The sequence below is a fragment of the Pseudomonas abietaniphila genome, from assembly GCF_900100795.1.
GTDB lineage: Bacteria > Pseudomonadota > Gammaproteobacteria > Pseudomonadales > Pseudomonadaceae > Aquipseudomonas > Aquipseudomonas abietaniphila.
On record NZ_FNCO01000002.1, the window covers coordinates 1 to 19,815 of the forward strand.

The 19,815-nt window shown below is 60.5% G+C and carries 12 protein-coding genes and 1 pseudogene; 4 read left to right on the forward strand and 9 right to left on the reverse strand.

What is annotated here, in order from left to right; genetic code table 11:
* Window positions 1-478: 478 nt before the first annotated feature.
* Complete coding sequence (locus tag BLS87_RS03390) at window positions 479-1,408, reverse strand: LysR family transcriptional regulator (RefSeq protein WP_074750274.1); 930 nt, start codon at window positions 1,406-1,408, stop codon at window positions 479-481.
* Between the two features lie 477 nt (window positions 1,409-1,885).
* On the opposite strand from BLS87_RS03390, the pseudogene BLS87_RS35070 reads away from it, so the two are divergent.
* Together BLS87_RS35070 and BLS87_RS35075 are read left to right on the forward strand one after the other, a co-directional pair.
* Window positions 1,886-2,473 (forward strand): annotated as a pseudogene (locus tag BLS87_RS35070) (methyl-accepting chemotaxis protein); the annotation flags it as partial.
* A gap of 249 nt (window positions 2,474-2,722) precedes the next feature.
* Window positions 2,723-3,031 (forward strand): PDC sensor domain-containing protein, encoded by a 309-nt coding sequence (locus BLS87_RS35075; RefSeq protein WP_425262197.1) that lies wholly within the window; start codon window positions 2,723-2,725, stop codon window positions 3,029-3,031.
* Between the two features lie 199 nt (window positions 3,032-3,230).
* Here BLS87_RS35075 and glgX read toward each other — a convergent pair whose 3' ends face one another.
* The 6 genes from glgX to glgA all read right to left on the reverse strand — a co-directional run bounded on the left by glgX (window position 3,231) and on the right by glgA (window position 14,320).
* Entirely contained in the window at window positions 3,231-5,417 is a 2,187-nt protein-coding gene (gene glgX, locus BLS87_RS03400) for a glycogen debranching protein GlgX (RefSeq protein WP_074750278.1), read from the reverse strand.
* Window positions 5,418-5,604: 187 nt separating this feature from the next.
* Complete coding sequence (locus BLS87_RS03405) at window positions 5,605-6,021, reverse strand: DUF2934 domain-containing protein (protein ID WP_074750280.1); 417 nt, start codon at window positions 6,019-6,021, stop codon at window positions 5,605-5,607.
* Between the two features lie 17 nt (window positions 6,022-6,038).
* Window positions 6,039-8,837: a malto-oligosyltrehalose synthase gene (locus tag BLS87_RS03410; RefSeq protein ID WP_074750282.1), complete on the reverse strand. Its 2,799-nt coding sequence runs from the start codon at window positions 8,835-8,837 to the stop codon at window positions 6,039-6,041.
* Entirely contained in the window at window positions 8,834-10,903 is a 2,070-nt protein-coding gene (gene malQ, locus BLS87_RS03415; RefSeq protein WP_074750284.1) for a 4-alpha-glucanotransferase, read from the reverse strand. The genes BLS87_RS03410 and malQ overlap by 4 nt, the downstream gene beginning before the upstream one ends.
* Window positions 10,893-12,707, reverse strand: a complete 1,815-nt coding sequence (gene treZ / locus BLS87_RS03420) for a malto-oligosyltrehalose trehalohydrolase (RefSeq protein ID WP_074750286.1) — start codon at window positions 12,705-12,707, stop codon at window positions 10,893-10,895. The genes malQ and treZ overlap by 11 nt, the downstream gene beginning before the upstream one ends.
* Window positions 12,708-12,733: 26 nt before the next feature.
* The gene (gene glgA, locus BLS87_RS03425; RefSeq protein ID WP_074750288.1) at window positions 12,734-14,320 is read right to left on the reverse strand and encodes a glycogen synthase GlgA; all 1,587 of its coding nucleotides are present in this window, start codon (window positions 14,318-14,320) and stop codon (window positions 12,734-12,736) included.
* 601 nt (window positions 14,321-14,921) lie between these two features.
* On the opposite strand from glgA, the gene BLS87_RS03430 reads away from it, so the two are divergent.
* Together BLS87_RS03430 and BLS87_RS03435 are read left to right on the forward strand one after the other, a co-directional pair.
* Entirely contained in the window at window positions 14,922-15,413 is a 492-nt protein-coding gene (locus tag BLS87_RS03430; RefSeq protein ID WP_074750290.1) for a GNAT family N-acetyltransferase, read from the forward strand.
* Window positions 15,414-15,873: 460 nt separating this feature from the next.
* Window positions 15,874-17,421 carry a TerC family protein gene (locus tag BLS87_RS03435; protein ID WP_074750292.1) on the forward strand — a complete coding sequence of 516 codons (1,548 nt, stop codon included), beginning with the start codon at window positions 15,874-15,876 and terminating at the stop codon, window positions 17,419-17,421.
* Between the two features lie 127 nt (window positions 17,422-17,548).
* Here BLS87_RS03435 and BLS87_RS03440 read toward each other — a convergent pair whose 3' ends face one another.
* Both BLS87_RS03440 and BLS87_RS34100 read right to left on the reverse strand, forming a co-directional pair.
* Window positions 17,549-19,294, reverse strand: coding sequence for a phosphoethanolamine transferase CptA (locus BLS87_RS03440; RefSeq protein ID WP_074750294.1), 1,746 nt, complete (start codon window positions 19,292-19,294; stop codon window positions 17,549-17,551).
* Between the two features lie 337 nt (window positions 19,295-19,631).
* Complete coding sequence (locus BLS87_RS34100; protein WP_167362028.1) at window positions 19,632-19,805, reverse strand: DUF6026 family protein; 174 nt, start codon at window positions 19,803-19,805, stop codon at window positions 19,632-19,634.
* Between the last annotated feature and the right edge of the window lie 10 nt (window positions 19,806-19,815).

The window sequence follows — 19,815 nt, forward strand, 5'->3', positions numbered from 1 at the left end:
CCAGACCGGGCGGACCAAGGTGTCATGACCGCCGCAAGACCTGTAGGAGCTGCTGGAGGTTACGACAGTGGCGAATGCGGTGGGACAGGTACATCGGCGGTGACTGATACACCGCGTTCGCTGCCCTCGTAACCTCGGACGTCTCCTGCAGGGCCTGCGTTGCACCCGAGCTCTGTGGCATACATCAAACAGTTGGAAGTCTCCCGCCCAGACCGGGCGGACCAAGGTGTCATGACCGCCGCAAGACCTGTAGGAGCTGCTGGAGGTTACGACAGTGGCGAATGCGGTGGGACAGGTACATCGGCGGTGACTGATACACCGCGTTCGCTGCCCTCGTAACCTCGGACGTCTCCCACAGGAACCGCGTCGGCCCACTCATCAGTGTCCAGGCTTCAACTGTTAGCGAAGCGAATGGTTGCACAAACAGGTGCCCATACTTCCGATCGGTGAGCGCCTGCTCGCTGGCCATCGGGCGGTGTCAGCCTTCCCCGATCCAGCTCGCGCCTGGCCACTGTTGCTGACTGACCAGTTGCCGGGCGACGTCGGTGATGACCACGCGGGTCGCCAGTGCCGCCGGTGAGAGTTCATCGTCGGCCAGGGTCGCCAGCAGATTACGTCGTCCCACATGCTCGTCGGCGATCTGTACCAGCGAAAGCCCTGATTCACCCGTGAGCGCCGCCGCCGCGCCCGGCTGGATGGTCGCTGCATGCCCGGCACGCACCGCGTTCATCAACACAGCCAGGCCGTCGATCTCCATGATGATGTTCGGGACGACACCGGCACGTTCGAACGCCGTCATCAAGGTCGAGCGCAAGCCATGCTGCGCACTCGGCGCCACCAGCGGCAGGTGCCCGAGTTCAGCCAGATGAACGCTGTCGCCGCGGGGGGCATCGGGCAGCGAAGGCGAGGCGATGACGAACAGTTTTTCGTCGAGCAGTGGGGTGACACTCCAGCGCTTCCCGCCTTCGAGTTGAAACAGGATCGCCAGGTCGATCTGCCGTGCATTGAGCTGTGCGGCCAAGTGTCCGGAGAGCATTTCCACCAGATGCAGTTGAATGTCCGGATAGCGCTCGCGCATGGCATTGATCAGCGGCAGTGCCAGGACAGTGGCGGTGGTGGGCGGCAGACCGACGCTGACGTAGCCGCTCATGCGCCCGCGATGGGCCGCGAGCACCGCGTTGTCAGCCTGGCGCAAGGTCAACTGCGCGTGGTGCAGAAACGCCAGGCCCGCGCTGGTGGCGGTGACGCCGGTGGTGGTGCGATTGAGTAGACGCGTGCTGAGTTCGCTTTCCAGCTTTGCGATCTGCTGGCTCAGCGCCGAGACGCCAACGTCGAGCTCCAGCGCGGCGCGGCCCAGGCTGCCGAGTTCGACGATCTTCACGAAGTAACGCAGTTGGCGTAGTTCCACAGGGACGGGCTCCATAAGCGTTGAACACGCTGTAGCGTAGAAAAGCGCACAGAGTGTACATGCACAGGTCATCGCCATTTCCGATGCAATGCACCAATACGCGCCTGCCGGGCGCGTCTGACGCCGCAATTCGGGCATTTTTCTGGGCGGATTTTCGATGAGCCAGCGCAGACCCACGAAGAACATTGATGGCACTCTGCTTGCAGTGCTCCCGCTACACACGGAGGGAGATGCCGAATGTTTTCACTGCGCGCCAACAAACGCCGGGCTCATGACGATGATGCCTTGAACCTGTTGTTCGATGACCTGGACCTGACGGTACAGCTCTCCGGGCATTCGCCGCTGAATGCGCGTTTGAACGGCTTCAGCAAGACGTTGCACGAGCGTCTGGCCGAGAGCCTGGCGGCGTCGGTGGACATCGCCGCCCACGCGCCGGAACTGGCGCGGATCGCCCGGGCCACCGAGCAGAGCGGGCAGATGCTCGCCCAGGCCTCAGAGCTAATCGCCAGCGCCAGCGAACAGGTCAGCACTTCGCTGGACACCGAGCTGGTTCCCGGCGCGGCACAGGTGGCCAAACTGTCCAGCGAAGTGACGCTGACCTTGCGCCAATGCCAACAGACGGGCGAACAGGTACTGGATCAGGTTGACGCCATCGGCGCGAGCGAGCAGAAGCTGGAGTCGGTGATCGGGCAGTTGTTCGGTCAGCTCGAGGAGGTCAGCCAGGTGCTCGGTGTGATCGCCCGCATCTCGCAGCAGACGAACCTGCTGGCGCTCAATGCCGCCATTGAAGCGGCGCGTGCCGGTGAGCATGGCCGTGGGTTTGCAGTGGTCGCCGATGAGGTCAGGCGGCTGGCTGGACACACCACAGAGTCCACTGCCCGTGTCAGCCAGATCATCGAACGCTTCCGTGGCGACATGGACCAACTGGGCGCTGCCGGCAAGACCATGCACGCCGCCGTGGCCGATGGGCGCGAGGGCATGACCCGTATGGGCGAGGACCTGCTCAGCACTCAGGCGGCGATGGATCAACTGGATCAGCGGGTCGGTCACATCGCCTCGGGCACCGAGCATATCGGCATCGCCGTTCACGCCATCAACCGCGACGTGCAGAACATCGCCGGGGTGGCGGCCGAGCTTCTCGGCAACGCAGGTCAGGTGTTGACCCACAGCGATGCCGTGCGCACCAGTGGTGATCACCTGTTGAATGGACTGGGCGGGTTCCGCCTGCAGATGCACAAGGCAATACAGGCCAGCGTCGAGCGTCTGGGCAGCGAGGCGGCGATGCACGGCGACGTGCAGGCCGCCGAGCGCTTCATGTCTAACACCCTGCAAAGCGATCAGCGTTTCGAGTTGTTCTACATGGTCGACCGCAACGGCACGCAGATCAGCGAGAACATCGGGCTGGAGAAGGACAGCGCGTCACCCAGTTGCAAGGGCCGTCACTGGGCTCAGCGGCCGTGGTTCCGGGAAGTCGCCGAACAGCTCACCAGCCACATCACGCCGGTTTACCGGTCTTCGGCAACGGATGCGTTCTGCATAACGGTGTCGGTGCCGATCTTTGCCGCGAACGGGCAATTGCACCGGGTGTTGGCGGCGGACGTGAGGCTGTCGGCGTTATTGTGAGACGGACAAACGGGACTTGGCAGGAGGGATGCAAAGCTTGTGGGAGCGAATTCATTCGCGATGCGTCAATACAGACGACAACACTGTGTCGTCTGAAAGCCTTTCGCGAATGAATTCGCTCCCACAGGGTGACAGGAGATGCCGTCGGAACGGTTCTTGAACCCAAGAAACTCTTGAACCCAAAAAGCGTGCGAAGGTGTTAAGCCTGGTCTTCCTTCTGCAGTTCAAACAGCAGCAGTGAGCGCGGCGTCACGGTGTACTCGGTGCCGAATTCAAACGTGTCCTTACCTTTGATGTCGGGCTGATTGGTGTCGATCAGGCTAGTCCAGTTCACACCTTCCGGTACTTCCGGCAGGGTGAAATTGACGCCTTCATGGTGCGAGTTCACCACCAGCAGCAAGGTCGCTTCCGAGCCTCGACGACGAATCCCGGTTTCTTGCGCGCGGCCGTCCATCAGCATGCCCAGGCAGCGACCATTGGCGTCTTGCCACTGCTCGATGGTCATCTCATCGCCACTGGGCGACAGCCAGGTAACATCTTTCACGCCAAGGTCTTCGTTGTAGTCACCGACCAGGAAACGCCCGCGACGCAGAATCGGATACGCCATGCGCAGCTTGATCAGCCGTTTGACGAATTTGTGCAGCGCCTTGCCGTCTTCATCCCAATCCCAGTTGACCCAGCCAATCTCGCTGTCCTGACAGTAGGCGTTGTTGTTGCCGTGCTGGGTGCGGGCAAACTCGTCACCGGCCACCACCATCGGCGTGCCTTGCGAGAACAGCAACGTCGCGAAGAAGTTGCGCATCTGACGCAGGCGCAAGGCGTTGATGTCCGGGTCCTCGGTCGGGCCTTCGACGCCGTGGTTCCAGGAGCGGTTGTCGTTGCTGCCGTCCTGATTGTTCTCGTCGTTGTCCTCGTTGTGCTTGTCGTTGTAAGACACCAGATCGTGCAAGGTGAAACCGTCGTGTGCCGTGACGAAGTTGACCGAGGCGTACGGCCGACGACCGCGCTGGTTGAACATGTTGCCCGAAGCCGTGAGGCGGCTCGCAAGGTCGGCCAACTGACCCTCGTCGCCTTTCCAGAACGCGCGCACGGTGTCGCGGAACTTGTCGTTCCATTCGGCCCAGCCCGGCGCGAAGTGGCCGACCTGATAGCCACCAGGCCCGCAGTCCCAGGGCTCGGCAATCAGCTTGACCTGACGCAACACCGGGTCTTGGCGACAGGCCACAAGGAAGCTGTGGCGCTCGTCGAAACCGTCGTGATAACGGCCGAGGATGGTTGCCAGGTCGAAACGGAAACCGTCGACATGCATCTCGCTGGCCCAGTAGCGCAGCGAGTCAGTGACCATCTGCAAGACGCACGGGTGGCTCAGGTCGAGGGTGTTGCCGGTGCCGGAATCGTTGATGTAGAAACGCTTGTCGTCCGGCATCAGACGGTAGTACGAGGCGTTGTCGATGCCGCGCATCGACAGGGTCGGGCCGCGTTCGTTGCCTTCGGCGGTGTGGTTGTAGACCACGTCGAGGATGACCTCGAGCCCCGCATGGTGCATGTGCGCAACCATTTCCTTGAACTCGGCGATCTTGCCGTGGGCCAGGAAACGCGGGTCAGGCGCAAAGAACGCGATGGTGTTGTAGCCCCAATAGTTCGTCATGCCCTTTTGCAGCAAATGCTGGTCGTTGACGAACGCATGGATCGGCAGCAGCTCGACCGACGTCACGCCAAGGCCTTTGATGTGCTGGATGACATCGTCGACCATCAGGCCTGAGAACGTGCCTTTGAGCTCTTCCGGCACGGACGGGTGACGCATGGTGAAACCACGGGTGTGGGTCTCGTAGAAAATGGTTTTTTCCCACGGCACATTCACTCGCTGATCGCGGCCCCAGGTGTAGGCAGGGTCGATGACCTTGCACTTGGGCACGAAAGGCGCGCTGTCGCGTTCGTCGAAGCTCAGGTCATCGTCCGGGTGGCCGATGGTGTAGCCGAACAAGGCTTCGGACCACTTCAGTTTGCCCACCAGTTGCTTGGCGTAGGGGTCGATCAGCAGCTTGTTGTGGTTGAAACGGTGGCCGTTCTTCGGGTCGTAAGGGCCGTACACGCGATAGCCGTAAACCAGGCCTGGGTGAGCGTCGGGCAGGTAACCGTGGAAAATCTCGTCGGTGTATTCGGGGAGCTCGATGCGCTCCAGTTCCTCTTCACCCGTGGAGTCAAACAGGCACAGCTCGACCTTGGTCGCGTTGGCCGAAAAAATGGCGAAGTTGACGCCCAGACCATCCCAGTTAGCGCCGAGCGGGAAGGGCAGGCCTTCACGAATGCGTGTCGCATTGACCTGCGGGCTGTCAGCCTGGGCGGATTCATTCTGGGGTGTAGTGTTCTTTTCTTGCTTGCTCATGTGTATTCCTGACGTGCGAATGATTTCCTGAGGGCGAACAAAGCCTGTGTCGCAGGCTGGGACTGCGCCATTCCTGATCCATTGATAAAAGCAGGCGGATGGTTGCCGCAGGGGGTAACGATCGTTTTCAGGCGATCCCTGCGGCAAAGGTGTTGCAACGCGATGGTGATTCGTCGAGGACGAATGCTCAGGGCGCGGGTGGCTTGGCAGCCGGTGGTGCTTTTTTCGCTGCCGGCTTGGCTGCAGGTTTTGCAGCAGGCTTGGCGGCGGTCGCCTCAGCGCCGCTGGCGGCTACTTTTGGCTTGGCAGCAGGTTTGCCCGGTGCCTTGGCAGCAGGTTTTGCCGCCGGTTTAGGTGCGGCTTTTTCAGCGGGTTTGGCTGCAGCCTTCGGCGCAGGTTTTGCTGCAGAAGCCTTAGGGTCGGCCTTGCTGTCTGGCTTGGCCTTGGCGGCTTTACCGGCGGCCGGTTTCTTCGGCGCTTTGGCCTCGGCATCTGCCAGTTTACGGGCCATTTCCCAATGACGCGCATCCTGACCGTGCGGCTTGCCTTCCGTTTCCCAGATCTGGTGGGCTAGCTCGCTGATTCTCTTTTCGTCGGCACTCATCTCGACACTCCCGGGTATTACAAGGTTTGAATAAGCAGGTTTACAGAAAATTCCTTGAGCGCTGCGCTGAGCGACAATTCCTTGTTGGTTGTGACTGTAGCCTGCGAAAAAAGTCCCTTCCAATTTGGATTTGAATCAGCGAACGGCAGGAGGATTCGTGTATCGCCCCAATGTGCTGCGTTGATCAATGGAGTTTGCGCGGTGCCCATTAGTTCAGCCGGCAAACGTGGAACCACAACAATAGCCCGCTTACCTCCTTTTTCCCGGGCAAATGCCAGGACGTGCGCGGCCTGTTCGCCGATCACGTCGAGCGGTTGGTATCGACCTTCACTGAACAGGTCAGGGTATTGATTGCGCAGCATGAGCACCTGCGCAATCAGGGCCTGTTTGATCCGGCCGTCCTGCCACTGGGCAAGCAACTCGGTGAGCGCTACGGACTCGCTCAAGGCGCGTTCGCGAGCGGGGTAATCCACCGGACGACGATTGTCCGGATCCACCAAACTGAAGTCCCAGAATTCAGTGCCCTGATACAGATCGGGGACACCGGGCACGGTCATTCGCAGCAAAGTTTGCGCCAGACTGTTCAAGGCGCCTGCCGGGGCGATTCGATTGGCCGTGGCACCAATGGACTGACGCAGCGCGAGGCCGTCGGGGCTCAACAACAAGTGCTGCAAGAACTCACGACAGGCCGTCTCATAGGCTTCGTTGGGCGCACTCCAGCTGCTCTGGAGTTTGGCTTCGCGCAGGGCTTTTTCCTGCCACTGCGTGAGGCGTTTGGCGTAGTCCTGAAACGCGCTTTCACCTTCCAGCCCCAGCGGCCAGCTGCCCAGTATCGCTTGGTACAGCATCATTTCGTCGCCAGGACTGATGGGGGTGTCGCCGGCCTTCAGCGGTGCGGACAGTTGCTGCCAGCGCTCGACCTGCTCGGCGTACCAACCCGCCTGTTCACTGAGCACAGCAAGGCGCGTGCGGGTATCCTCGCCGCGCTTGTGGTCGTGGGTCGCTGTGGTCAGCAGGTTGTCCGGAAAGTGTGCACCGCGTTCGATGCAGACCTGGTGGAACGCTTCCACCGGTGCACTGAAATGTTGCGGATGAAAGCCCACGTCGTTGCGCGACAGCAGCACTGCAGAACGATAGAACGAGGTGTCTTCGACCGACTTGGCCGCGACCGGCGAGGTCAACTGCTGGAAGCGGTTATGGGCTTTTCGGCGCATTTCGCGAAGAGGACCCGTTGGGTAGTCACGCAGGCGCTCGCCCCCCAGCCAGCGCTGAAGGTAATCGAGCACCGGCCAGTCGCCCTCATTGAGCATCTCCCGCGCGCCTGCCATCGCTTGCTGGAAGAACCGCTCATCTTCCTCGGAACGTCCGCTGGCGGTGATGTAAGTGCGATACACCGGGAAGTTGCTGACCAGCGCCAACAAACAACGGCGGATCGCGCCCAGCGTCAGGTCGCGGCTCATGACGTCACTGCGCGCCACTTGCAGCAACGCCTGCGCCAGGTTCTCGAAGTCGCCGGCCAGCGTCCCGTGGAGGACCAGATCGCGAGCCTCCAGCACCTCTTGGTTGAAGTCGGCCGTGCGCCTGCTGACCCGGCTCCACAGCTCGCCCAATACGGCTTCGCCTTTCGGGTCGTGTTGCAGCAGCGAGACCTGGTTCATGAACTCATACCCGGTGGTGCCATCAACGTTCCAGTCCTGGCGCAACGGCTCATCGGCGCCGAGGATCTTCTCGACGAAGATCGGCACATGATCCAGTTCGGTGCCTGCCGGGCGCTGACTCAGCAGGCTGTCGACGCGTCGCCGCAGCTTGCGGCAATAGCCACGGGGATCGGCGAGCCCGTCGATATGGTCAATGCGCAGGCCGTCTACCAGGCCCTCAGCGATGAGTTCGAAAATCTTCGCATGGGTGGCTTCGAACACCTGCGAACGCTCGACCTTGAGGCCGCCCAGTTCGTTGATGTCGAAGAAGCGTCGCCAGTTGATGTCGTCGCCGGCAGTCCGCCAGCTGGCCAGACGATAATCCTGATGCTCCAGCAGGCGGTGCAGCGTGTTGAAGCCTTCCGGCTGACAAGCGTCGAATTGCGCCAGGCCGGTGTCGATGGCGTGCGAAAGGTCCGGTTTGGCCTTGAGCAACTTCACCAGCTCCGCTTTGACGTTCAACGCTTCTTCATAGGCGTCTGAACGTTCGTCGAGCCGCGCGAAACGCTCAGCCAGTTGATCGAGCTCCGGACGGTTGGCGGCCTTTAGCAACGGGCCGTAGGTGCCCGGGTTGATCGGGAAATGATGCTGGTAATGCTCGACGCGGAAACTGCCGTGCTCACTGTCGAAACGCAACGGAACCTCGCCGTTCTGCAGCACGGTGCCGTAGTCGGTGCTCAGAAACGGCAGCAGCAATTGCCCCTTGAGCAGCGGGTCAGGTGAATTCCACTGGATGTCGAAGAACTTCGCGTATGGGCTGCGTTGGCCCCATTCCAGCAGGTCCAGCCACCAGGGATTATCCGCGCCACCCACGGCCATGTGGTTGGAAACGATGTCCAGAATCAGGCCCATGCCGTGTTCACGCAGCGCGGCAACCAGGCGGCGCAATGCCGGTTCGCCACCCAGTTCAGGGTTAATGACCCTCGGGTCGACCACATCGTACCCGTGCATCGAACCCGCTCGGGCCTTGAGCAACGGCGAGGCGTACACGTGGCTGATGCCGAGCCTGGCGAAGTAGGGCACCAGCTTCGCGGCATCGTCCAGTGTGAAGTCCTTATGAAACTGCAGACGTTGTGTCGCACGCAGGGACTTGAGCGATGGATTGACAGACTGACTCATTGATCACGCTCCGCTGCCTGCTGGCGCGCCGAGGCAAGGATTTCCAGGCGTCGTGCAGCGTTGGTGTTGTCCAGCAGGGATGCGCTGTCGCCGGGTAATCGACGACGCCAGTTGGGGTGGCTGTCGATGGTGCCGGGCAGGTTGGCTTGCTCCTCGATACCCAGCGCATCTTCGATGGGCAGCAGCACCAGCGGCGCACGGGTGTGGCCCAGGTAACGCACGCTACCATCGATGAGGTCGCTGTCGTTGCTGTCGTGCATCCCGTAGTTTTCCTTCAGCGCCGCGCGCAGGCCATGACGCTCGCGTTCGCGGCCTTCACGCCAGTGACGTTCAGTGTCGTCGTCGATATGGCCCAAGGTTTTGTTCCATTCGATGTCCAGCTCGCTCAGCCAACCGGTCAGCGTGGGCAGGTCGTGGGTGCTGGTGGTCGCCAACGCGTCGTCAGACCATTTGATGATCGGCTTGAACTGCCCGTTGTCTTGTTCAAACAGCAGCACGCGCATGCCCAGGATGCCCCGGGTAGAGAGTTTCTCGTGCAGGCCTTCGGGCACCGTGCCGAGGTCCTCACCCAGCACGACGGCCTTGTGGCGCCACGATTCCAGGCACAGCAGGCGCAGCATGTCGTCGAGCGGATAGTTCAGGTAAGCGCCTTCGCTGGGCGGCGAACCCAACGGCACCACCCACAGGCGTTGCAGGCCCATGACATGGTCGATGCGCAGACCGCCGGCATGGGCGAAGTTGGCCCGGAGCATTTCGATGAACGCCCGGAAGCCGTTGCGTTTGAGGCCCGTGGGCGAAAACGCAGAGATGCCCCAGCTCTGACCTGAACGATTGAGGATGTCAGGTGGCGCGCCGACGGTGAGCGCCGACAGTAACTCGTCCTGACGGCTCCAGGCCTGACTGCCCGCACCGTCGGCGCCAACCGCCAGATCGCCGATCAGGCCGACGCTCATGCCGCTGCTGCGTGCAGCCGTTTGCGCACGCTCCAACCCTCGGGCGATCAGCCACTGGGCGAAGGCATGGAAGCCGATCTGTTCGCTGTGGCTGGCGGCGAATTCGTCAATCGCCGGGCTGCGAGGGCTCTTGTATTGCTCTGGCCACTCGTGCCAGTTGCCGCTGATGCCAAGTAATTCACACTGATCACGCATGGCCTCGAACCGGCAGTGGTTCTCCAGCGCTTCGCCGCCCGCATGGCGAAAACTGTTGAAATCTTCGTGCAGCGGATGGTCGCTGCCGATAAACGCAGCGTACAGCGCGCGGAACATCTTCCACTTGGCCGCGGCTGCGGCGGGCCAGTCGATCAAGGGCAACGTTTCGAGGCGCTTGAGCTCTTCGCCAAGGCCGGTCTCCTCAATGGCGATGCGCACGGCGCGCTCACCCAGGATTGCACCCGGTGCGGCGTACAGCGCGTTGAGGAACAGGCGGCTGGAAGGGGAATACGGACTGAAGCGTTCGCTGTCATTGGCGAACATGGCGTGGACCGGACTGATCGCGATCGCCGACGCGCCACGCTCACCGGCCGAGCGGGCAAAGGTTTCCAGGGCCTGAGTATCGCCAAACCCGCCATCGCCCTCGCGGCGCAAGTAATACAACTGCAACGTCAGGCCCCATGCACGGGGCACGGTGACGTCGGTGGCCATGGCCAGGGTGTAGGCGGAAGTCGGGGCGACAGCGATGGTCAGGTGTTGGCCATCGATCGCCAGTTGCTGATAACCCACGGTCGCCAAGGCGGGCAACTCGGCCTTGGCGGTGAGTTTTGCATCGAGGCGAGCGCCGTCCGCAAGCTCCAGCACGAAGGGCGTTTCAGGCTTGAACCAGGGTGAAAGGTCAAGGTTGGAACCGTGGTCGACCGTCAGCAGCGGTGGAGGGGTTGTGGAAAGGCTCTGGTCTTGCAGACGCTTGAGGCTTGCGGTGATCTGTTCATCGTTTTCAGCCGGGTAACCGAGGCCGTCGAGGACTTTGCGTAACACCTCTGGGCTCACCCGTTGCGGTCGTGCGTTGGCGTCTTTCCAGTCGACCGACAATCCTGCCTCGGCCGCCAGCATTTCCAATTGCTCATTGCTCATCCTGTTCCTCCACAACGTCACTCGATATCAGGCTGACAATGGCCGTGTATGGATTGAGGTTGCCGTGTTGGGAAAGTTCTGCCGATTTTGGATGGGATTCATGAAGAACATGCTGCACCTGATGCTCGTCGATTTTCACCCCGTGAGCTCCGAGGTTGAGATCGATGCGCAGGGTGCTGCCATCGCCCAGCTGCCAGCGTGCGCTGACGGCCTTGTCTGCGAGTACGTCGGCACCGAGGGCCTTGGCGCCCGGTAGACGCGGCACGATGTGCTCGCGACGGATGTCCAGCAGCGTTCGATACAGTTCCAGCCAGCTGCGATGGTCCTGACCCTTGTCAGTTTCCAGCAGGAGGGCATCCACGGCAGGGCGTGACGCCTCAAAGGTCTGCTCCGCGTTCGGGTCAGGAATGCGTTCGCGCTGGGCCGGGTCTGCGAAGGCCGCGAAGTCGGCGAATTCCCCGCGACGGCCTTCACGCACTGCGTCCGCAAGTTCGTCATGGAAGTCGGTGAAAAACAGGAATGGCTCGCTGGCACCCCATTCATCGCCCATGAACATCAGCGGGATCATGGGTGACAGCAGCAGCAGGGCGGTCGCCGCGCGCAACGCTTCAGGCGGACACAGCTGCGCCAGCCGCTCGCCGAGGGCGCGGTTCCCGATCTGGTCGTGGTTCTGCAGGAACAGCACAAAGGCGGTCGGTGGCAGATGCGCGCTGGATTCGCCGCGGGCGTGACCGTGGCGCGTGGACTCGCCCTGATACACGAAACCTTCGCTCAACAGGCGTGCGAGCTTGTGGGTGGGTTGCTGGGCGAAATCGGTGTAGTAAGCATCCGTTTCGCCCGTCAACAGGACGTGCAGGGTGTTATGGCCGTCGTCGTTCCACTGCGCGTCGTAACCCTGATCCATGCGGCTGGCTTCGTTGAACTCGTTCTCCAGCATCAGCCAGACATGGCGCTCCTGCGGCGTGTTCTGCCGGACCCGTTCCGCAAGCTCCGAGAGGAAGGTCGGATCTTCAATCGCATGTACGGCGTCAAAACGCAGGCCATCGAAGCGATAGTCCAGCAACCACATGAGGCTGTTGTCGATGAAAAAGTCGCGCACTTCTCGACGCCGAAAATCAATGGCGTCGCCCCATGGCGTCTTCTTGTCGCTGCGGAAGAAGTGCTTGGCGTAGCTTCCCAGGTAATTGCCGTCCGGTCCGAAGTGGTTGTAGACCACGTCCAGAATCACCATCAGGCCGAGCCCGTGGGCGATGTCGATCAGGTGCCTGAGCTGTTCGGGTGTGCCATAGGACGACTGCGGGGCGTATGGCAGGACGCCGTCGTAGCCCCAGTTGCGGTCCCCGGGAAATTGCGCGATGGGCATCAGTTCGATGGCCGTGATGCCGGTGTCCGCAAGGCGCTGCAAATGGCGTTCGACCCCGGCGAAACCGCCCAGGGCGCCCACGTGCAATTCGTAGATGACCGCCTCGTGCCAGGGGCGGCCGCGCCAATCGGTGTGGTGCCACGGGTAGGCGTCCGGGTCGATGACCACGCTGTGGCCATGCACCTCGCTGGCCTGAGCCCGGGAAGCCGGGTCAGGTACCAGAAGGTTTTCGTCGATTTTGTAGCGGTATCGCGTGCCCGCCGGGCATCGTGTTTCGAGGACAAACCAACCGTCTTCCTGCGGCAACAGGGCCAATGACGGCCCATCCTCTATCTCGACGCTGACGTAGTAGGCATCCGGCGCCCAGAGGGCAAACCGGGTGTGTTCGGGATCCAGCAAGACGGCGCCGTGGCGCCAGCTCTTATCCGTGCGCGAAGGCATCCGTTACCCCTTTTCCAGTTCATGAATCAGTATTGCAGCGCAGCACCCACGTTCTTCTTCAACAGTTCCTGATAAAGGTCGGCATAGGGTTCAACCGCTTTGTGCCAGTCGAACGGGGCAGCCATGGCGCGGCAACGCATGGCGTTAAGCAGTGGCGGGTTGGCAAAGACTTTGAACGCGCGGGTCAGGGCTTCGGTGTAACTCTCCACCGTGGACTCGTCGAACAGAAAGCCGGTGCAGCCGTCTTCGATGGTGTCGGCCAAACCGCCCGTGCGGCGCGCGACCGGCAACGACCCGAAACGCTGGGCGTACATCTGGCTCAGCCCGCACGGTTCATAACGTGATGGCATCAGCAGGAAGTCGCTGCCAGCGAACATGCGACGGGCATCTGTTTCGTTGAAGCCGACACGCACGCTGATCTGACCGGGGAAACGGGCGGCGAGGGCGCGCATGGCGTCTTCTTCGTCCGGTTCGCCGCGACCGATGATCGCGATCTGGCCACCGTTGTTGACGATGTGCTCGGCGACGCCGATGGTCAGGTCCAGACCCTTCTGATAAACCAGACGGGAAACGACCGCGAACAGCGGGCCGGTCGACGGCTCAAGTTCGAACAGCTCGCGTACGTGATCGGCGTTGATCTCTTTGCGGGTCCACTCGTTGGGGCCAAAGCGGCAGATCAGGTGTTCGTCGGTCGCGGCATCCCAGCTTTCGTCAATGCCGTTGGGGATCCCGCTGAGCTGACCACGGTTGGCCTTGCTTTGCAGGAAGCCTTCAAGGCCGCAACCGAAATCCGCCGTGGTGATTTCCTTGGCGTACGTCGCGCTGACGGTGGTGATGTGACTGGCGTAAGCCATGCCGGCCTTGATGAACGACAGACGGCCATAGAACTCCATGCCGTCCGGCCCCAGCGCTTCATCCGGAATACCCAGTTCACGGCTCGACGCCGTGCTGACAAACCCTTGATACGCCAGGTTGTGAATGGTGAAGATGCTTGGGGTGCTTTGACCGCGCCACTTCATGTAGGCCGGTGCAAGGCCGGCCGGCCAGTCGTGGGCGTGAACGAGTTCCGGGCACCACTGGGTTTTCACAGCACCGGCGGCGAAGTCGGCAGCGGCCAGGCCCAGACGCGCAAAGCGAATGTGGTTGTCCGACCAGTCGCGACCCTGATTGTCGCCATAGGGCGTACCTTCGCGCTCGTAGAGTTCGGGGCAGATCAGAACATAAATGACCAGGCCGTCTTTCATGTCCATCCGGCCGATCTTGCAGGGAGGCAGTGCGGCATGGCCGCTCAGTTCGCTGATGATATGAATCGGGTTACCGCTATTGATGACCTGTGGATAGCCGGGTATCAGCACGCGTACATCGTGCAGGTGGCGCATGGCGCGCGGCAGTGCAGCAGACACATCACCCAGACCGCCGGTTTTCACCAGATCGGCCATTTCCGATGTCACGAACAGGATTTTCTTTCTGTTCGCCATCGACATGCCTGGTTGTACAGGGGGCAGTTGCAGCAAAGGTGCGCTCGTCGTTGCGAAGACCGGCAGATGGGTCAGCTCGCTGGCCGGCTGATTAAAACTCTCTCCCTTCTGGGTTTTGACAGCGGCACTAATCATCGTTTTCTCCCATTCGATACGCAGTGTTGATACAGCACTTGAGTTGTAATTGGCCATGTCCGTTGGCCACGCACACAAGACCTACGCAAAATCGATACCCATTTACCGACTGCATAGTGAAGGACAGGGTGAAAGCGGCCTCTGCTCGGGCTTCAACCAATAGCATAGGCGCTCTATTGTGCTGACCCAGCGCATTTGCAGAAGTTTCGACTTTTTTTCTGGGAAATGTCTGGCATGCGGGCTGGCACCTTTTTGTAGGAAAAAATTCATCGCGCTACACAAACCCCCTGACCGCGCCGTGCGCCGTTCTGGCGCACGCTGAGGGGATAAAAAACACCGATTACCGTCGGTCGGATTGTTCGACAATCAAACCAGTGCGGCTCGGCAAGCATAGTCCCTGCTGGCTTTTTTGCGACCGGGCGGTCACAAACGGGAGCTATCGCCTTTTCTCGGTGCGTCAGGGATCAAATCTTGTGCGTATCGAGAAATTTCCTACTTCTGTATAGGGATATCTTGGTGCGCACCACGGTAGAATCCTCGCCACGCGGCAAACGGCATTTTGGCCTGTTGCCTGATACCCCCTGAGTTGTAGAGGAAGTCAATGCAAGCCCCTGAGGTTCTGGTCCTGCAAGCCAGCTACACCAATCCGGTCCACGCTGAAGCCATCGGCTTCCTGCTTAATCAATACGCTGAAGACGCCATGGGCGGCGGAGAGTCCTTGTCGCTGGACACCCGTCAGCAACTGGCAATCGAGCTCGCCAAACGGCCTCACGCGTTCAGCGTGCTGGCGTTTATCGCGGGTGAGCCGGTCGGGCTGGTCAATTGTTTCGAGGGTTTTTCAACCTTTGCCTGCCGCCCGCTGGTGAACATCCATGATGTCGTCGTCATCGCGTCCGCACGAGGTCAGGGCATCAGCCAGAAAATGCTCACCAAGGTCGAAGAGATCGCCCGGCAGCGCGGCTGCTGCAAGATGACCCTGGAAGTGCTCGAGGGTAATGAGGTGGCGCTCGGCGCCTATCGCAAGCTGGGGTTCTCCGACTACCAGCTTGACCCGCAAATGGGCAGGGCGTTGTTCTGGCAGAAGGCGTTGTAAGCCTCGACAGGCAGCGAGCACTGGATTCATACCTGTGTGCGAATTTAGTCGCGATGCATTCTTACGGACGAGACATCTTTTTCGAGTATCCCAGTGCTTCGCGAATAAATTCGCCCACAGATAATCCGCAGCGCAGGCAGTGCCATCCGATGTCGGGCGGTGACATGACCAAAGTGTTGCTCTGGCAACACGGCTCAAAACATTTGTAACAGTTATGTCCTATAAGACACTTCCCGCAGCGAGATAGGATCGCCTCCCGTATTCAACTCAGGACGCTCATGTCTCTTTCACTGGAACCTCCCAGTTGCCGATCCCGTTCGCTGAACGGTAACGGCCATCTTTCGTTACTCCGCGCTGATCTGCGCCTCTCCAAAACCCGATTTGTGTGCACCGTCCCGCCGAACAGCGCGTCGGTCGTGGGTGTGCCTGTCCTGTTGCCATCGAAAAGGAATCACTGACCATGGAATGGATTGCGGACCCTACGGCCTGGCTAGGCCTTCTGACCCTGATCGTTCTGGAACTGGTGCTGGGCATCGACAACCTGGTGTTCATTGCCATTCTGGCCGACAAACTGCCGCCGGAGCAGCGGGATCGGGCGCGGGTGCTCGGATTGTCGCTGGCGTTGATCATGCGCCTGGGCCTGCTGGCGAGCATCTCCTGGATGGTGACGCTGACCGAGCCCTTGTTCGAGGTCTTCGGCAAGAGCTTTTCAGGCCGAGACCTGATCATGCTGTTCGGCGGCATCTTCCTGCTGTTCAAGGCGACGATGGAGTTGCACGAGCGGCTGGAAGGGCATGTCGCGCAGAAAAGCGGGAGTACGACCTATGCACTGTTCTGGCCGATCGTCGCGCAGATTGTCGTGCTCGACGCCGTGTTCTCGCTCGATGCAGTGATCACGGCGGTGGGCATGGTCGACGAACTGTCCATCATGATGATTGCGGTTGTGTTCTCCATCGCCATCATGATCATCGCCAGCAAACCCTTGACCGCCTTCGTCAATGCGCACCCGACGGTGATCATGCTCTGCCTGGGCTTTTTGATGATGATCGGCTTCAGCCTTACAGCCGATGGACTGGGTTTTCACATACCTAAAGGCTATCTGTACGCCGCAATCGGTTTTTCAATCCTCATCGAGGTGTTCAACCAGATCGCGCGTTCGCGGCGCAAGCGCAGTCTCAAGGGGCATCTACCCCGTCGCGAGCGCATGGCTCACGCCGTCTTGCGCCTTTTGGGTGGGCGCAAGCCGGGCGTTGAGGAGGTGGGCGAGGACATCGTCGACATGCTGGAAGGCGATTCGGAGGAGCCTGTCTTCGATCGTCGCGAACGCGTGATGATCAGTGGCGTGCTGCAACTCGCGCAGAAGCCGATTCGTAGTGTGATGACCGCGCGTACTGACGTCGACATGATCGATCTGGATGACGATGACGCCGTTATTCGGCAGCGGCTTTTGGCTTCCCCTTATTCCCGGCTGCCGCTGATTCGTGGCGGGCGGGTGGACGAGCCCCTGGGCTTCGTGCACAAGAAAGAGTTGCTCAATGGGCTGCTCTCGGGCGTAAACCCGAACCTTGAGCACTTGACGCGCACCACGATCAATCTGCTGGACAGCTTTTCCATTCTCAACGCGCTCGACCAGATGCGTGCCGAGTCCACCCACATTGCTTTTGTGGTGAACGAGTTCGGAGACTTTGTCGGCATTCTGAGCATGACTGACATCCTAGAGTCCATTGCGGGTGAGCTGCCGGATGCGAGTGAGGCGGAAGGTCCGGATCTGGTGGAAGAGGGTGACAGCGTGCAGGTCAATGCCGCGATGAACCTGACTCACTTGCGCGACCGAATCGGCTTCAAGGCGCCCGTCACCGATGAATATCAGACGCTGGCGGGGTTGATCGTGAGCCTGCTGGACCGCCTGCCAACGTCGGGCGATGAGGTGATCTGGGGCGGCTGGAGCCTGAAAGTGGTTCAGGTGCAGGAGCGTCGGGTGACCCGCGTGCGGATGCGCAGGCTGTAAAGGGGTTGGCGTCGATGGCGTAGATAAAAGAAGGCCTGCATTGCGCAGGCCTTCTTTTTAACATCGTATTAACAGCGGAGCTCATTAACGCAGGAGCTCACTAACGCAGGAGCTCAGTGCTGACCGATTACTGGCTAGCGACCTCGGGGGTCGCTTGAGGTTGTTTTGCAACCTTCTCCATCACGGCGAAATCACTCAGGCCCTTCTGAGCATAGGGATCGCCAATCAGACGTGGACGAGCCTTGAAGTCCAGGCTGACAAGGCTCTTGGTGCTGTCCAGCTCATCGAAACTCAGGCCCGCCAGCTGTGCCCAGGTGTGGACCAGATTGGAACTGGTATACGGGCGGTCATGAATGCTGTCGAAGTTCCAGTCATGTGTCTGACGCCATTTGGGTGAGGCGTAGGCAATGAAAGGCACTGTGTACATCGGGATCGTCGGCTTGGCTTCGTTTCTGCCGAGGGTGTTATGCCCAGCGGAATCGTAAACGTCCTCACCATGGTCGGACAGGTACAGCAGGAAGCCGTTGGGGTCGGCCTTGCTGTAAGACTTGATCAGGCTGGACACCACGAAGTCGTTGTACAGCACAGCATTGTCGTAGCTGTTATAGAGCTCGAGTTTGCTGTCGTCGATCGCAGCTGGCACGCCGTCACGGCCGGTGAATTTTTCGTAGTCCTGCGGATACCGGTACTGATAGCTCATGTGCGTGCCCAGCAGGTGGACGACGATCAGCTTGCGCGGTGCGGCATCGGTCAGGGCCTTGGCAAACGGCTCCAGCACATCGCCGTCGTACTGGCGTGCGTTCTGGTTGCGGTTGTTGTTCAGGTAAACCTGCTCGTCAGCCTGTTCGGAGAACGTGGTGAGCATGGTATTGCGCTTGGTCATCGTCTGCTGGTTGGTGATCCAGAAGGTTTTGTAACCTGCCTGTTTCATCACACTGACGATTGAAGGCGTCTTCAGGTAGAGGTCCGGGTTTTCTTCGTCGGCGAACGTCAGCACCTGCTGCAGCGCTTCGATGGTGTAGGGGCGCGGGGTGATCACATTGTTGAACACCTGCAGCTGGTCTTTCATCGCGTCCAGGTTTGGGGTGGTCTGGCGTGGATAGCCATAAAGGTGCATGCGACCCCGGTTGGTGGATTCACCGATCACCAATACCAGCGTGGTGGGAAGGCCGGCCTGCTGGTCCTTGAGATTCTTCAACGGCGGGATGTTGCTGCTGCTGGTCAACATGCTCTGCATGCTGTCCAGTTGCTGCGTGTAGCGGTGGTAGGCCACCAGCATTTGCCATGGCACTGCCGGTTCGATACGTGACTCGAACGCTTCGAGGCCCGAGGCGGCGTCATCGTGACGCGCCATCTGCTTGGCCAGCGGGTAGCCGATGATGGCCACCAGCAGCGCCGTCGAAACCACCCAGGCCCGGCCGCGCGGCATGTAAACCGGGCGCAGACGCGTCCACAGGAAAATCGCGAAGGCGGTGTGGGCGATGAACGCCAGCACGATCCACCAGGCGAAATACTGGGTCATGTACTCGCCCGCTTCAGAGATGTTCGACTCGAACATGATGAAGATGACGCTTTGCGAGAACTCTTGCTGATAAATGAAGAAGTAGCCGAGGCTCGCCATCGAACAGGCCCACAGCACAACGCCTATGACGGCCGCCATGATTCGGGTCTTGTTGGGGAACAGAAGCATGGGCGCGAGCCAGATGCCGCTCATCACGAACGCCTGACGAAACCCTGCGAAGCCGGTGATGCCGGTCAGCTGAATCAGCAGTTGGGTAATACCGGAAAAGTACCAGAAAAAGACGAACAGCCAGACCAGGCCGGTCCAGTCGAAACCCTTCGGAGCCGGTGAGCTCCCTTTCATAGTTGCCATCAAGCGCTCCAGCTATGGATCTTTCGCGCGACTCAGAGAGACTGTCGCGTCGTGCAAATGTGAGGACCGGTCTGAACGACAGTGATCGGCAGACGGCTCACAGGGGAGCGGGAGTATGGTGATCGGCAGGTGAAAAAAATGTGAGCCAGGCGTGACGTTCGAGGCCGAATGCGCTAAATCGCGAATTTCAAAGAAGCAGGAACGTTACAGAGTGTGTCTGGTCCGACCAAAGGCACCTGTCAAAGGCGGCTGTCGTGTCGGCAGGGAGTCACTTGGGCAGGAGGCGGGCAAGCCAGCGGATCGGGCTTGCCGCGAACAGTCAGGGGAAACGGGGTAATCAGGCGTGCAATGCGGTGCCGGGGGACGCGAGTTGGGCGTGCTGCAACATCAACGTCAACTGGGCAACTTTCTTTTGCAACTGATCACGTTCGGCCTTCAGCTGGCTCAGCTCGTCGCGACGAACGGTAACGTACAGAGTCTGTGGAACGTTTGCAGGTAGTACTGTGCCCATTGCTCACCTC

Excerpts from the sequence above, each read along its gene's own strand:
- BLS87_RS35075 (WP_425262197.1), top strand. The coding sequence starts at position 2,723 with ATGTCTAACACCCTGCAAAGCGATCAGCGTTTCGAGTTGTTCTACATG.
- glgX (WP_074750278.1), bottom strand. The coding sequence starts at position 5,417 with ATGAGCAAGCAAGAAAAGAACACTACACCCCAGAATGAATCCGCCCAG.
- BLS87_RS03405 (WP_074750280.1), bottom strand. The coding sequence starts at position 6,021 with ATGAGTGCCGACGAAAAGAGAATCAGCGAGCTAGCCCACCAGATCTGG.
- BLS87_RS03410 (WP_074750282.1), bottom strand. The coding sequence starts at position 8,837 with ATGAGTCAGTCTGTCAATCCATCGCTCAAGTCCCTGCGTGCGACACAA.
- malQ (WP_074750284.1), bottom strand. The coding sequence starts at position 10,903 with ATGAGCAATGAGCAATTGGAAATGCTGGCGGCCGAGGCAGGATTGTCG.
- treZ (WP_074750286.1), bottom strand. The coding sequence starts at position 12,707 with ATGCCTTCGCGCACGGATAAGAGCTGGCGCCACGGCGCCGTCTTGCTG.
- glgA (WP_074750288.1), bottom strand. The coding sequence starts at position 14,320 with ATGATTAGTGCCGCTGTCAAAACCCAGAAGGGAGAGAGTTTTAATCAG.
- BLS87_RS03430 (WP_074750290.1), top strand. The coding sequence starts at position 14,922 with ATGCAAGCCCCTGAGGTTCTGGTCCTGCAAGCCAGCTACACCAATCCG.
- BLS87_RS03435 (WP_074750292.1), top strand. The coding sequence starts at position 15,874 with ATGGAATGGATTGCGGACCCTACGGCCTGGCTAGGCCTTCTGACCCTG.
- BLS87_RS03440 (WP_074750294.1), bottom strand. The coding sequence starts at position 19,294 with ATGGCAACTATGAAAGGGAGCTCACCGGCTCCGAAGGGTTTCGACTGG.
- BLS87_RS34100 (WP_167362028.1), bottom strand. The coding sequence starts at position 19,805 with ATGGGCACAGTACTACCTGCAAACGTTCCACAGACTCTGTACGTTACC.